General features: G+C 65.1%; 15 protein-coding genes. 2 read left to right on the top strand and 13 right to left on the bottom strand.

From position 1 onward, the window contains the following. Window positions 1–5: 5 nt before the first annotated feature. Window positions 6–668: a uracil-DNA glycosylase gene (locus AC3QLZ_RS01700; RefSeq protein WP_014237521.1), complete on the bottom strand. Its 663-nt coding sequence runs from the start codon at window positions 666–668 to the stop codon at window positions 6–8. Window positions 669–725: 57 nt separating this feature from the next. Between AC3QLZ_RS01700 and earP the strand changes: the two genes are divergently transcribed. After that, a complete protein-coding gene (gene earP / locus AC3QLZ_RS01695; RefSeq protein ID WP_492783298.1) occupies window positions 726–1,907 on the top strand; it encodes an elongation factor P maturation arginine rhamnosyltransferase EarP in 1,182 nt (393 codons plus the stop codon). A gap of 104 nt (window positions 1,908–2,011) precedes the next feature. Continuing rightward, the gene (gene efp / locus AC3QLZ_RS01690) at window positions 2,012–2,569 is read left to right on the top strand and encodes an elongation factor P (protein ID WP_014237519.1); all 558 of its coding nucleotides are present in this window, start codon (window positions 2,012–2,014) and stop codon (window positions 2,567–2,569) included. A 165-nt stretch (window positions 2,570–2,734) separates the two neighbouring features. Here efp and AC3QLZ_RS01685 read toward each other — a convergent pair whose 3' ends face one another. The 12 genes from AC3QLZ_RS01685 to AC3QLZ_RS01630 form a co-directional block, all read right to left on the bottom strand. After that, window positions 2,735–3,580 carry a DNA ligase gene (locus AC3QLZ_RS01685; protein WP_014237518.1) on the bottom strand — a complete coding sequence of 282 codons (846 nt, stop codon included), beginning with the start codon at window positions 3,578–3,580 and terminating at the stop codon, window positions 2,735–2,737. 29 nt (window positions 3,581–3,609) lie between these two features. Continuing rightward, complete coding sequence (nagZ, locus tag AC3QLZ_RS01680; RefSeq protein WP_014237517.1) at window positions 3,610–4,635, bottom strand: beta-N-acetylhexosaminidase; 1,026 nt, start codon at window positions 4,633–4,635, stop codon at window positions 3,610–3,612. After that, on the bottom strand, window positions 4,632–5,021 hold the full coding sequence (gene acpS / locus AC3QLZ_RS01675) for a holo-ACP synthase (protein ID WP_014237516.1): 390 nt from the start codon (window positions 5,019–5,021) through the stop codon (window positions 4,632–4,634). Before acpS ends, nagZ begins: the two co-directional genes overlap by 4 nt. Window positions 5,022–5,179: 158 nt before the next feature. Further along, the gene (locus AC3QLZ_RS01670) at window positions 5,180–5,932 is read right to left on the bottom strand and encodes a pyridoxine 5'-phosphate synthase (RefSeq protein WP_014237515.1); all 753 of its coding nucleotides are present in this window, start codon (window positions 5,930–5,932) and stop codon (window positions 5,180–5,182) included. Between the two features lie 67 nt (window positions 5,933–5,999). Further along, a complete protein-coding gene (gene recO, locus AC3QLZ_RS01665) occupies window positions 6,000–6,713 on the bottom strand; it encodes a DNA repair protein RecO (protein ID WP_014237514.1) in 714 nt (237 codons plus the stop codon). A 30-nt stretch (window positions 6,714–6,743) separates the two neighbouring features. Continuing rightward, window positions 6,744–7,637, bottom strand: coding sequence for a GTPase Era (gene era / locus AC3QLZ_RS01660; RefSeq protein ID WP_014237513.1), 894 nt, complete (start codon window positions 7,635–7,637; stop codon window positions 6,744–6,746). After that, window positions 7,634–8,326 carry a ribonuclease III gene (rnc, locus tag AC3QLZ_RS01655; RefSeq protein ID WP_014237512.1) on the bottom strand — a complete coding sequence of 231 codons (693 nt, stop codon included), beginning with the start codon at window positions 8,324–8,326 and terminating at the stop codon, window positions 7,634–7,636. Before rnc ends, era begins: the two co-directional genes overlap by 4 nt. Next, window positions 8,319–8,690, bottom strand: coding sequence for a DUF4845 domain-containing protein (locus AC3QLZ_RS01650; protein ID WP_014237511.1), 372 nt, complete (start codon window positions 8,688–8,690; stop codon window positions 8,319–8,321). Before AC3QLZ_RS01650 ends, rnc begins: the two co-directional genes overlap by 8 nt. A 16-nt stretch (window positions 8,691–8,706) precedes the next feature. After that, window positions 8,707–9,495: a signal peptidase I gene (gene lepB, locus AC3QLZ_RS01645; protein ID WP_014237510.1), complete on the bottom strand. Its 789-nt coding sequence runs from the start codon at window positions 9,493–9,495 to the stop codon at window positions 8,707–8,709. An 11-nt stretch (window positions 9,496–9,506) separates the two neighbouring features. Beyond that, window positions 9,507–11,300 carry a translation elongation factor 4 gene (gene lepA / locus AC3QLZ_RS01640; protein ID WP_014237509.1) on the bottom strand — a complete coding sequence of 598 codons (1,794 nt, stop codon included), beginning with the start codon at window positions 11,298–11,300 and terminating at the stop codon, window positions 9,507–9,509. Between the two features lie 56 nt (window positions 11,301–11,356). Continuing rightward, a complete protein-coding gene (locus AC3QLZ_RS01635) occupies window positions 11,357–11,611 on the bottom strand; it encodes a glutaredoxin family protein (protein WP_043798165.1) in 255 nt (84 codons plus the stop codon). Window positions 11,612–11,615: 4 nt separating this feature from the next. Then, entirely contained in the window at window positions 11,616–13,061 is a 1,446-nt protein-coding gene (locus AC3QLZ_RS01630) for a DegQ family serine endoprotease (RefSeq protein ID WP_014237507.1), read from the bottom strand. Between the last annotated feature and the right edge of the window lie 21 nt (window positions 13,062–13,082).

Raw genomic sequence — 13,082 nt, 5'->3', positions numbered from 1 at the left:
CGTCCTCAGCCGAGCCGGTCCAGCTTGTCGCGGATGGCGCCCACCACGGCCTCGAAACCCTCGGTGGTGAGGCGCCCGGTGCGGGTGTTGTAACCGCTGCAGTGGTAGCTGGTGAACGTCTCCACGCCGCCGGGCAATACATGGCGCACGGCATGGCCGAAGGGGTAGTCCTTCACCTTCAGGCCGAAGGTGCGCAGCACCGCCTGGTGGGCCACGGCGCCCAGGATGAGGATGGCCTGCAGGTTGGGCATGCTGGCGATTTCCTGGCCCAGGTAGTCGTTGCACTGGCGGATTTCCACCGGCAGGGGCTTGTTCTGGGGCGGCAGGCAGCGCACCGCGTTGGTGATGCGGCAGTCCTTCAGCTCCAGGCCCGTATTGGCCCACCCTTCCGCATTGAGGGGCCAGGCCTCGGTGGCGAAGCCGAACTTGTGCAGGGAGGGATAGAGCAGCTCCCCGGCGATGTCGCCGGTAAACGGCCGACCGGTGCGGTTGGCACCCCGTTCCCCGGGGCCCAGGCCCACCACCAGCAGGCGGGATTCCAGGCTGCCGAAGGACGGCACCGGGCGGGCATGCCAGTCCGGGTCCCGCTGGCGGATGGCGGCCAGATGGGCGGCCAGGCGGGGACAATCGGTACAGTCGGTGGAAAAGGTCTGGGGCGGGGCAAGCATGGGGAAAAGGGTCCGTGACAACGAGGCGGAAAGGCTGAAATGGTACCATGCGGCCCCATGGAAGCCCCCGCCCCGGCGCCTCTGGCGCCCGCCCGCCCCAGCCTGTCCTGGGATATTTTCTGCACCGTCGTGGACAACTACGGCGACATCGGCGTCTGCTGGCGCCTGGCCCGGCAACTGGCGGCGGAGCACGGCTTTGCCGTGCGCCTGTGGGTGGACGACCTGGCCAGTTTCGCCCGCCTCTGCCCAGAGCTGCAGGTGGAACGGGATTGCCAGACGGTGGCCGGCGTCACCGTGCAGCGCTGGGCCGGCGATTTCGCCCAGGTGGCGGCAGCCCAGGTGGTGGTGGAAGCCTTCGCCTGCGAACTGCCGGAAAACTACCTGGCCGCCATGGCCCGGGCGCCCCGGCCGCCGGTGTGGATCAACCTGGAATACCTGACGGCGGAGGACTGGGCCAGCCACTGCCACGGCCTGGCCTCGCCCCACCCGCGCCTGCCCCTGCTCAAGTACTTCTTCTTCCCCGGTTTCGACGTCCGTACCGGCGGCCTGCTGCGGGAACGGGCGCTGATCGGCCAGCGGCAGGACTTCCAGGCCGATCCCCTGGCCCGAAAGGCGCTCTGGCAGCGCCTCGGCGCCACCCCCACGGCGGCGGAACGGGTGGTGTCCCTCTTCTGCTACGGCCACCTCCCCGTGGCAAGCCTGCTGGACGCCTGGGCCCAGACCCCCTCCCCGACCCTGTGCTTCATGCCCCTTGGGCCGGCCCTGCCGGAAGTGACCGCCTGGAGCGGCGGCCGGCTGACCCGGGCCGGAGACCGGCTGCAGGTGGGCGCCCTGCGCCTGGTGCTGATGGACTTCCTGCCCCAGGCCGACTACGACCGGCTGCTGTGGGCCTGCGACCTCAACTTCGTCCGCGGCGAGGATTCCTTCGTCCGCGCCCAATGGGCCACCCGGCCCCTGGTATGGCAGATCTATCCCCAGGAGGAAAACGCCCACGAGCCCAAGCTGGAGGCCTTCCTCGAAGCCTACAGCGAGGGCCTGGAGACGGCCGCGGCCCAGGCCCTGCGCACCTTCTGGCGCGCCTGGAACGGTCTCGACCCCGCCCAACCCGGAGCCTGCTGGCCCGCATTCGAGCGGCAGCTGCCGGCCTTGCTGGCCCATGGCTGCCAATGGAGCGATTTGCAGGAAAATCGCCCTGACCTGGCGGAATCCTTGGCGCGTTTTTGCCGAAACAAGCTATAATCACGCGCTTTATTTTTGGCTTGGGCTTTCGGGTCGCGTTTTAACTTCTTGCGCCCCCTCGCTTCCTTGGCCAGACCCTCAAATTATTTTCCGCAGGATTGACGATGAAGACCGCCCAAGAACTCCGCTCCGGCAACGTGATCATGGTGGGCCCCGAAGCCCTGGTGATCCAGAAGACCGAATACAACAAGTCCGGCCGCAACGCTGCCGTGGTCAAGATGAAGATGAAGAACCTGCTGACCGGCGCCGCCAGCGAAGCAGTGTACAAGGCCGACGAAAAGTTCGAAGTGGTCCAGCTGGATCGCAAGGAAGTGACCTACTCCTACTTCGCCGATCCCATGTACGTCTTCATGGATGCCGACTACAACCAGTTCGACATCGAAGCCGACAACATGACCGACGCCCTGAAGTACCTGGAAGACGGCCTGGCCTGTGAAGTGGTGTTCTACAACGAGAAGGCCATCTCCGTCGAACTGCCCAACTCCGTGGTGCGCGAAGTGACCTACACCGAACCCGCCGTCAAGGGCGACACCTCCGGCAAGGTGCTGAAGCCCGCCAAGATCGGCACCGGCTTCGAGCTGATGGTTCCCGCCTTCGTGGAAATCGGCGACAAGATCGAAATCGACACCCGCACCGACGAGTACAAGAACCGCGTGAAGTAATCCTTCCCCGGGTTCCAGCAAAAAGGGCTGCCGCGGCAGCCCTTTTTCTTTGCCCTCCGGTTGCGGCCATTTCCCCATGCCGGCCCGGGGCGCCTATTCCAAGCCGCTCTCCGACATGGCATCGCCGCAGCCCCCGCCCCGCCTGCCTGTCAGCCCACCCGGCCTTCAGAAATCCTGCCGCACCCGCCAGTAGCTGGCAAAACGGGGCAGGCCCGTAGCTGTCAGTTCCCGATAGCGGTAGGTAATCAGGGCCCCCACGGGCGGCGGCTGACGCCGCTCTGCGGCGGAAAAGCCGGTGCCCAGGCTGAACCGGCGGCCATCGGGCATCTCCACCCGCAGCGCCCCCAGCATGCCGGCGTAGCGGCCCTTGCCCGGCAAATGGGCCACCACTCGGGCCTCCGCATCGAGCCAGGGTTTCACCTTGAGCAGCACCTCGCTGCGGCCGGTGACATAGGGCGCATCGGCCCGATGCAGCATCAGGCCTTCGCCGCCGCCCCGCCGCACTTCCTCCAGCCGGGCCAGCAACTGAGCCCTGTTCGCCAGGCGGAACTGCTCCACCGTCTGCAGCCAGGGCACCCGGGCGCCGGCCACCAGCGCTTGCAGGCGCTGCAACCGCTCGCTGAAAGCGCCCTCCCCGCCCGGCAGTTCGAACACCATGTAGCGCACCTGCCGCCATTCGGCATCGTCCGGCAGTTCCCGCCGCACCGTGGCCGAGAGCCGCTCGAAATGGCCGCGCCCGGCCCACAATTCCCCATCCAGGGGCGTGGCCGGCAGTGCCGCGACAAACCAGGCCGGCGCCGCCACCGGGCGGCCGCTGCGAAAGCGCAGCACCTGGCCGTCCCAGACCGCCCTGACCCCGTCCAGCTTTTCACTGACCCAGTAGGCGGCCACGTCCTCCTGGCCGGTGTAGGTTTCGGCCAGGAGCAGGGGCGGCGGCGGAACGGTGGGGGACTGGGCCCACAGCGGGCTCCAGCCAAGGGAGAGAAGCAGGAGCAGCAGGCGGCGGATCATGGTGAATGCTCCCGCCTGGCTGCCCGGTTTCAGGCGAGGCGCCCGGCGGCGGCTACGCCGCGCTGGTAGACCGGATCGGCCTGGAGGTCGGCCCAATCCGGAGCAGGCTTTTGAGGCAGCAGGCGCTGCACCCGGGCGGCCCGGACCGGGTCCAGGGACGGCTGCCAGCGCTCCAGCAACTGGCCCACCGCTTCCGGCGCATTGCACACCAGCAGCATGTCGCAGCCGGCGCTCCAGGCGGCCTGGGCCCGGGCCACCACATCACCGGCGACGGAGGCCCCTTCCATGGACAGGTCGTCGCTAAAAACGACGCCGTCAAACTTCAAGTTGTTTCTCAGATAATTAATCCAGTAATTTGAAAAACCTGCGGATTTTTGATCAACTACCGGGTAAATCACGTGGGCCGGCATGACCGCATCCAGGGCCAGGCGACGGAAGGGTTCCATGTCGGCCAGGAGCTTGTCCCAGTCCCGCTCATCCACCGGAATGGCCACGTGGGAGTCGGCCTGGACCCAGCCGTGGCCGGGGAAGTGCTTGCCGCAGCAACCCATGCCGGCCAGTTGGAGACCCTGGATCAGGGCGCCGGCCAGTTGCACCACGGCTTCCGGCTGGCGGTGGAAGGAACGGCTGCCGATCACCGTGCTGCGGCCGTAGTCCAGGTCCAGCACCGGAGTGAAGGAGAAATCCACGCCCCGGGCCCGCAGCTCGGCGGCCAGCACATAGCCCAGGTCCTGGGCCGCAGCGATGGCCTCGCCAGGCGCCGCATCCCACAAGGCGCCCAGCTTGCCCATGGCGGGAATGGCCGTGAATCCTGGCCGACAGCGCTGCACCCGGCCGCCTTCGTGGTCGATGGCAATCAGCAACTGGGGACTGCGCAGGGCCTTGACCTCGGCGCAGAGGGCACTGAGCTGCTCCGGGCTTTCGTAATTGCGGCTGAACAGGATGAGGCCGCCCACCAGGGGGTGGGTCAGGCGTTCCCGGTCCAGATCGGTCAGGGCCAGGCCCTGGATGTCGATCATCACCGGGCCCGGGGGCAGTTGTCGGGGAGCGTTCATGGCTGGGTCTGTTCCAGAATGACGAAGGCGACGGCGTAGTCCTGCTCGTCGCTGAGGGAAAGATGGGCCACCAGCCGGCGCTCGGCCAGCAGGGCGGCAACGGCCGGGGCCAGTTCCAGGACCGGCTTGCCCAGGGCATCGTGGCCGACGCCGATGGCCGGCAGCAGCACCGGGGCCCGGATGCCGGTACCCAGGGCCTTGCCGAAGGCTTCCTTGGCGGCGAAGCGCTTGGCCAGGAAACGGGTCTGGCCGGCCTCGGGCAGACGGGCGAATTCCTCCCGCTCCGCCGGAGTCAGCAGTTTGTCCAGACTGCGCTCCCCGTGGCGGGCGTAGAACTCGCCGAGACGGGAGACAGCGACGATGTCGGTGCCGATGCCGTGGATCATGTATTTTTAGCCACAGAGGACACAGAGATCACCGAGAAAAACGAAAGCACATAGTTTATTGACCTGAATGCTGAGACCTGAGCGATGAGTCGTCCCGCCGGGTTTGCGCCGGAGACGGTTCACCCTCTGTGTTCTCTGTGCCCTCTGTGGCTTCGCCTTTACCGCCCCGCCGCACCGAGCAGCAGCTGCTTCATCTCCCGCACCGCTTCCCGCAGGCCGACGAAGACGGCGCGGCTGACGATGGCGTGGCCGATGTGCAGCTCCTTGATGCCTGGCAGGGCGGCGATGGGCTGGACGTTGTAGTAGTTGAGGGCGTGGCCGGCGTTGAAGCGCATGCCGAGGCCCCGGATGGCTTCGCCGGCCGCCCGCACCTTGGCCAGCTCGGCCAGCACGGCCGGGCTTTCCTCGTCCCGCCCCTGGTTGTAGAAGGCGTGGGCGTAGGGGCCGGTGTGGATTTCGCAGACCTTGGCGCCGATGCGGGCGGCCGCTTCCACCTGGGGCAGTTCGGCATCGATGAAGACGCTGGTGACGATGCCGGCATCGGCCAGGCGGGCCACCACGTCCTTCAGGCGGGCTTCCTGGCCGGCCACATCGAGACCGCCTTCGGTGGTCACCTCGTGGCGGCCTTCGGGCACCAGCATGGCCATTTCGGGCTTGAGGCGGCAGGCGATGCCCACCATTTCGTCGGTGGCCGCCATTTCCAGGTTGAGCTTGATCTGGGTGGTGAGCTTGAGGCGCTCCACGTCCTGGTCGCAGATGTGGCGGCGGTCTTCCCGCAGGTGCACGGTGATGCCGTCGGCCCCGCCCAGCTGGGCTTCCACGGCGGCCCACACCGGGTCCGGTTCGTAGGTGCGGCGGGCCTGGCGGATGGTGGCCACGTGGTCGATATTGACGCCGAGTTCGATGCTCATGGTGTTAAACCTCAATATTCCTGCTGCAAAGTGTCGACTTCAGGGTAGCCGCCGAGAAGCGTCTGCCTCAGAGTTCCTGCAACTCCCGGAAAATCTTCCGGGTCTCCAACTGCTTGCCGTCCAGGTAATGGGCCATCAAAGCCCGCATCAGCTGCTTGGCCTCGGCCAGGGAACGGGTATCGGAAAAATCCTCGTGGGCCAGGTCCAGCAGGGTCTTGCCCGACACCGAGAGGGTCGAATCCCCGGGCCGGGACAACCGTACCGGCCCCCGCTCGATCTGGTAGGCATAGTGGCCGGCGCTTTCCACCGCCCTGCCCTCCGCATCCGTGGCCAGGGTCAGGCCATAGCCCAGTTCCTGCAACAGGGATTTTTCGAAGCGGCGCAGGTCCGCCTCCTGCACGCCGTCGGCAAAGCAGCGCAGGGTTTCGGCATAGGCGGCGTAGAGGGCTTCGTGGGCGTCTTCCCGGGGCAGCAGGTGCAGCAGCAGCTCGTTCAGATAATAGCCGCAAAAAAGGGCGTGGCCGGCCAGCAGCGGCTGGCCGCCCTGCCATTCGGCCTTCATCAGGGTCAGCACTTCGCCCTTGCCTGCCCAGGAGACCTCCAGGGGCTGGAAACCCAGCAGCAGGCCGCGGATGGCGGAACGAGGCCGTCGGGCGCCCCGGGCCAGCAGGGCCACCCGGCCGAAATCCCGGGTGAAGGCCTCGACGATGAGGCTGGTTTCCCGAAAGGGATAGGTATGGAGGACGTAGGCGGGCTGGCCGTCTACCTTTTGCCGTTGCATGGCGAAAGCCCGAAGGGGAGGAAAAGACGCTTACTCGTAGCCCAGGCTGCGCAGCAGGCGCTCGTCGTCGTTCCAGCCGGACTTCACCTTGACCCACACTTCCAGGTAGACCTTGCCGTCGAACAGCTTTTCCATGTCCTGGCGGGCCTCGGTGGCGATGCGCTTGATGGTCTCGCCACCTTTGCCAATGACGATGGCCTTGTGGCCGTCCCGGTCCACCACGATGGCGGCGTAGATGCGGCGCAGGTTGCCCTCCACCTCGAACTTCTCGATTTCCACCGTGGTGGAATACGGCAGTTCGTCGCCCAGCAGGCGGAACAGCTTTTCCCGGATGTATTCGGAAGCCAGGAACCGCTCGCTGCGGTCGGTCAGCTCATCCTCGGCAAACAGCAGTTCTTCATGGGGCAGATACTGGCGGGCTTCGGCCAGCAGTTGCTCCAGCTGCTTGCCCTTGGTGGCGGAAACCGGCACCACGGCGGTGAAACTGCGCTCGGCGGTGACTGCGGCCAGGAAAGGCAGCAGCTTTTCCTTCTCGGCGATCTTGTCCACCTTGTTCACCACCAGGATCACCGGCCTGTCTTCCGGCAGCAGCTTGAGCACAGCCTTGTCCTTGGCGTCGAAACGGCCGGCCTCGACCACGAACAGCACCACGTCCACATCCGCCAGGGTCTGGGTCACGCCCCGGTTCATGGCCCGGTTGAGGGCGTTGGTGTGTTCGGTCTGGAAGCCCGGGGTGTCGACGAAGACGAACTGGGCATCGTCGTTGGTGAGGATGCCGGTGATGCGGTGGCGGGTGGTCTGGGCCTTGCGGGAGACGATGGAAATCTTCTCCCCCACCAGGCGGTTGAGCAGGGTGGACTTGCCCACGTTGGGGCGGCCGACAATGGCCACGTAGCCGGAACGGATTTGCTTTTCGGTATTCATGCTTTGAGTTTCTCCAGAGCCCGCGAGGCGGCCTCCTGTTCGGCAGCGCGGCGACTGCTGCCCTGACCTTCGGTTTGCAGGGCGGCAGAGGCAACCTCGCACAGCACCCTGAACTGCTGCAGGTGGGCCTGGCCGTCGGTGGCCGCCAGGGTATAGACCGGCAAGGGCTGGCGCCGCGCCTGCAGGTATTCCTGCAGACGGGTCTTGGGGTCCTTGATCGGCTGATCGGGAGCGATGGCGTCCAGCTTGGCCGTAAACAGGTTGCCCACCACGACCTTGGCACGGTCGAAGCCCGCATCCAGGTAAACGGCGCCAAACAGGGCTTCCAGGGCATCGGCCAGGATCGACGGGCGGGTATGGCCGCCGCTCTTCAACTCCCCTTCTCCGAGCCGCAACTGTTCCCCCAGATCCAGCCCCAGGGCCAGTTCGTGGAGGGTATCCTTCTTCACCAGATTGGCCCGCAGCCGGGACAGGTCGCCCTCGGGCAACAGGGGGAAACGCTCGAACAGGAGGTGGGCGACGACGCAGTTGAGGATGCTGTCGCCGAGGAATTCCAGGCGCTCGTTATGGGGCGAACTGTGGCTGCGGTGGGTCAGCGCCGTGCGCAGCAGGGAGGGATCGGCAAATTCATGGCCCAGGCGACGGGAAAACGCGGCCTGGGGAGCCGTCAAACGGATTTTTTCAGCCACCCTTGCCCTTGCTGCTGCCCTGAAAATCGATATACAAGCTCACCGGACCTGCCAGGGGGATTTTTTTGGCATAGGCGAAGGAAATGACGAGATCGCTGCCGTCCTTGCTGATGTCGAGATCGGATCCTTTGATGACGTCGATGTAGCCGACCTCGGCCCGCTTGTCGAAAGCCTTGCGGATATCGCTCACCGTGGCGCCGGCCAGCTGGCTGTCGGCGGTCATCGCCTTGATGTTCTTGACGATCGACACATACTCGATCACCGGCGGCACCACCTTCATGCCGGTGATCAGGACGAGAACGATGATCACACTCCACATCAGCAACCCGGAAAGACTCACCCCCCGTTGATGCTTACTCAGCATTGCGCTCTCCCGTAACTCAGTTGAAACGGCCGATGCGGCTCAGGTCGTTGAAATTGAACCAGATGAAAAAAGCCTTGCCGACGATGTTCTCGTCGGGGACGAAACCCCAGGCCCGGCTATCCCGGCTGTTGTCCCGGTTGTCGCCCATGACGAAGTAGTGTCCCGGCGGCACCGTACAGATAACGCCCGCGTTATTGTAAATACAATTCTCCCGGCCCGGAAACTGGGAGGCGTCGCGGATGAAGGCCGGCGCATCGTCGTCGTTGAGGAAGCGGTGGTCCACGGCCCCCAGGACTTCGCTGTACTGCTTGGAGTAGTACAGCCGCTCCGAATGCAGGAAATCGTCCTGGGGCTGGATGTCCAGGGGCTTGCCGTTGATGGACAGGCGCTTGTTCTGATAAGCCACCTTGTCGCCCGGCACCCCGACCACCCGCTTGATGTAATCCAGGGACGGATCCTCAGGGAAACGGAACACCATGACTTCGCCGCGCTGGGGCTGGCTTACCTCGATGATCTTCTTGTTGATCACCGGCAGGCGGATGCCGTAGGTGTATTTGTTCACCAGGATGAAATCGCCCACCAGCAGGGTCGGAATCATGGAGCCCGAGGGAATCTTGAAGGGCTCGACCACGAAGGAGCGCAGGCCGAACACCACCAGGATCACCGGGAAAAAGCCGGCACCGTATTCCACCCACCAGGGGTCCTTGGCTCCGGCCGGGCGCCGCTTGGCCAGCCACAGGGAATCCACGGCCCAGATGGCGCCGCTGGCCAGCAGCAGCAGGAAGAGGATCAGAGCGAAATTCAAGACGATGTCCTTTACTTGCTATCGACGCGCAGCACGGCGAGGAAGGCTTCCTGGGGAATCTCCACGCTGCCCACCTGCTTCATGCGCTTCTTGCCGGCCTTCTGCTTCTCCAGCAGCTTCTTCTTCCGCGTGATGTCGCCGCCGTAACACTTGGCCAGCACGTCCTTGCGCATGGCCTTGACGTTTTCCCGGGCAATGATGTTGGAGCCGATGGCGGCCTGGATGGCCACTTCGTACATCTGGCGCGGAATCAGCTCGCGCATCTTGGCTGCCAGTTCCCGGCCCCGGTAGGGGGCGTTGGCCCGGTGCACGATGATGGACAGGGCATCCACCTTTTCGCTGTTGATGAGGATGTCCACCTTGACCACGTCGGCAGCCCGGTATTCCTTGAACTCGTAGTCCAGGGAGGCATAACCCCGGGAGACGGACTTCAGCTTGTCGAAGAAATCCATCACCACTTCGGCCATGGGCATTTCATAGACCAGCTTCACCTGGCGGCCGTGGTAGTGCATGTCCACCTGGTTGCCGCGCTTGGCGTTGCACAGGGTGATGACGCTGCCCAGATAGTCCTGGGGCACAAAAATGGTGGCCGTGATGATGGGTTCGCGGATTTCATCGAACTTGCCCACTTCCGGCAGCTTGGAGGGGTTCTCCACCTGGACCACGGAACCGTCCCGCATCACCACTTCATAAACCACGGTGGGCGCGGTGGTGATCAGGTCCTGGTCGAATTCCCGCTCCAGGCGCTCCTGCACGATTTCCATGTGCAGCAGGCCGAGGAAGCCGCAGCGGAAGCCGAAGCCCAGGGCCTGGGAGACTTCCGGCTCAAACTGCAGGGAAGCATCGTTGAGGCGCAGCTTCTCCAGGGAGTCGCGCAACTGGTCGTACTGGTTGGATTCCACCGGGTAGAGGCCGGCAAACACCTGGGGCTTGATTTCCTTGAAGCCGGGCAGCGCCTCGGCGGCGGGACGCTCCACCAGGGTGACCGTATCGCCCACCTTGGCGGCATGCAGCTCCTTGATGCCGGAAATGATGAAACCCACCTGCCCTGCCCGCAATTCGTTGCGCGCCAGGGACTTGGGGGTGAACACGCCGACCTGTTCGCACAGATGCACGGCACCGGTAGACATCAGGCGAATCTTGTCCTTGGGCTTGAGCACCCCGTCCACGACACGGACCAGCATCACCACGCCGACGTAGTTGTCGAACCAGGAGTCGATCAGCAGGGCCTTCAGCGGCGCCTCGGGGTCGCCGACGGGAGGCGGGATCTTGGCGATCACCGCTTCCAGGATATCCTCCACCCCCAGGCCGGTCTTGGCCGAAGCCAGGACGGCGTCCGTGGCGTCGATGCCGATAACGTCCTCGATTTCCTGGCGGGCACCATCCGGGTTGGCCGACGGCAGGTCGATCTTGTTCAGCACCGGCACCACCTCCACCCCCAGGTCCAGGGCCGTATAGCAGTTGGCCACGGTCTGGGCTTCCACGCCCTGGGAGGCATCCACCACCAGCAGGGCGCCTTCGCAGGCGGAGAGGGAGCGGGAGACTTCATAGGAGAAGTCCACGTGCCCCGGGGTGTCGATCAGGTTCAGGTTATAGACCTGGCCGTCCCGCGCCTTGTAACTGAGGGCGGCCGTCTGGGCCTTGATGGTGATGCCACGCTCCCGCTCCAAGTCCATGGAGTCGAGCACCTGGGCTTCCATTTCCCGGTCGGAAAGGCCGCCACAGAGGTGGATGATGCGGTCGGCCAGGGTGGATTTGCCGTGGTCGATGTGGGCGATGATGGAAAAATTGCGGATGTGTTGCATATGGTAAAAAGGGTGCTGTGCAGCACCCTTTTGAATTTGGCCGGAAAGCGCGGATTCTAGCGGATTTTGGCCAAAACTTCACGGACTGCTGCCTCGTCCAGGAAGTAGTGGCAAATCTCTTCGCCGCCATGCAGCAACACGGGCACCAGTTCGCCCCAGCGCTGCTCCAGGGACTCGTCCTCGTCCACATCGATCACCTCGACGGCGGCGCCGTATTCATCGGCAATCGGTGCCAGGGCCGCCTCCATGTCATGGCACAGATGGCAATAGACCCGCCCCAGGAGCTGCAGGACAGGCCTGGTCTGCAGCATCGGCTCAGTTGCCACCATTGAGCCCCTTGACCGTGACGAAGGTCTGCATGTCGCCCCGGCGGATGAGCAAGGTCACGTTGGCACCCTTGTCGAACTGGGCCAACAGCCGGTTGAACTGCTCCGTCGAACGCAGTTCGCTGGTAACTCCCTTGCTGATGACGGCCAGGATGATGTCCCCGGGCCGCAGCTCGGAGCGGGCCGCAGCACCCCGCACGTCCTCGACCAGCAGGCCGCCGGCCACCTTCAGCTCACGCCGCTGCTCGGCCGACAGCTCGGACACCACCAGACCCAGGCGATTCACCTGGGGCTCGACAGCCTTGCCTTTCTTGGCCGCCTTGCCATCGGCTTTGTCGTCCGCCGGCATTTCGGCCACGGTCAAGGTCAGGTCCCGGGCTGCGCCCTTGCGCCAGACCTGCAGGGACACCCGGGAACCGGGTCGGGTGGCGCCCACCAATCGCGGCAGGTCGCTGGAAGCGCCCACGGCCTTGCCGTCGAAACGGAGGATCACATCGCCCGCCTCGACCCCGGCCTTTTCCGCCGGACCACCCGGTTCCACCGCATTGACGATGGCGCCGGCGGGCTTGGCCAGGCCGAAGGAATCGGCCAGTTCCTTGGTCACTTCCTGGATCACCACACCGATACGCCCCCGGCTGACCTTGCCCGAAGCCCGCAGCTGGCCCTGGATGTCCATGGCCACATCGATGGGAATGGCGAAGGCAATTCCCTGGTAACCGCCGGAGCGGCTGTAGATCTGGGAATTGATGCCCACCACCTCGCCCTTCATGTTGAACAGGGGGCCGCCCGAATTGCCGGGATTGATGGCCACGTCGGTCTGGATGAAGGGAACGTAGTTCTCCTGGGGCAGGGAGCGCCCCTTGGCGCTGACGATGCCGGCCGTCACCGAATTGTCAAAGCCGAAAGGGGAACCGATGGCCACCACCCACTCCCCTACCCTCAGCCCGGCCGGATCACCGAAGCGGACCGCGGGCAGGTTGCTGGCCTCGATCTTGATCAGGGCCACGTCGGTGCGCTTGTCGGCGCCGATCACCTTGGCCCGGAATTCCCGCTTGTCGGTCAGGCGCACGGTGATTTCGTCGGCCTGATCCACCACATGGGCATTGGTCAGCACGTAGCCGTCGCCGCTGATGATGAAGCCGGAACCCAGGGACTTGCTCTCGAATTCCCGGGGCACGGCGCCGCCGGGCTGCCCCTGGCCGAAGGGGCCGGAAGGACCGAAGCGGCGGAAGAAATCGAACAGGGGGTCGTCCTCGTCGAAGGGGAACGGCATGGCTCCCCGCTTCTGCCGCACTACCTGGGTGGTGCTGATATTGACCACCGTATTGCCGTACTTTTCCACCAGGTCGGCGAAGTCCGGCAAGCCGCGGCTATCGGCGGCCTGGGCGACTGCTGCAAGGCAGCAGAGATACAGGAGGACGACAAGACGTTTCATGGCAGAGCGGCTCCTGGACAT

This window comes from Azospira sp. MPR-LB4, assembly GCF_058809525.1.
Note: the sequence above shows the minus strand (reverse complement) of the source record. Positions and strands in the feature narration are given on the sequence as shown.